The organism is Parapedobacter pyrenivorans (genome assembly GCF_014636865.1).
Taxonomy (GTDB): Bacteria; Bacteroidota; Bacteroidia; order Sphingobacteriales; family Sphingobacteriaceae; genus Parapedobacter; species Parapedobacter pyrenivorans.
Genome location: NZ_BMER01000003.1, coordinates 1 through 204 on the forward strand (window position 1 = coordinate 1; position 204 = coordinate 204).

Below are 204 nucleotides of genomic sequence, written 5' to 3' on the forward strand. Positions count from 1 at the left end.
CGTCCAGGTAATCCCCGCTCCCAGCCCCGCATCCGTGGCTCTGTCTTCCGGACCGGTAATCGTCGTGCATTCCGGTGCAACTAAAAGCGTAGTGGTGGTAAAAAAGATTTCTGTGCAGCCGTCTGCTTCCCCGGCGGCATTATACGGGATGACGGTAACGTAGTAGGTCGTGTTTTCTTCCCAGTCGGTCGCGTGGTTGTATGT

The 204-nt window shown here is 55.9% G+C and carries 1 protein-coding gene; it reads right to left on the reverse strand.

The window, feature by feature from the left end:
• Window positions 1–204, reverse strand: a 204-nt coding sequence (locus tag IEV98_RS24355; protein ID WP_194444872.1) for a hypothetical protein, incomplete at both ends; no start/stop codon positions are given.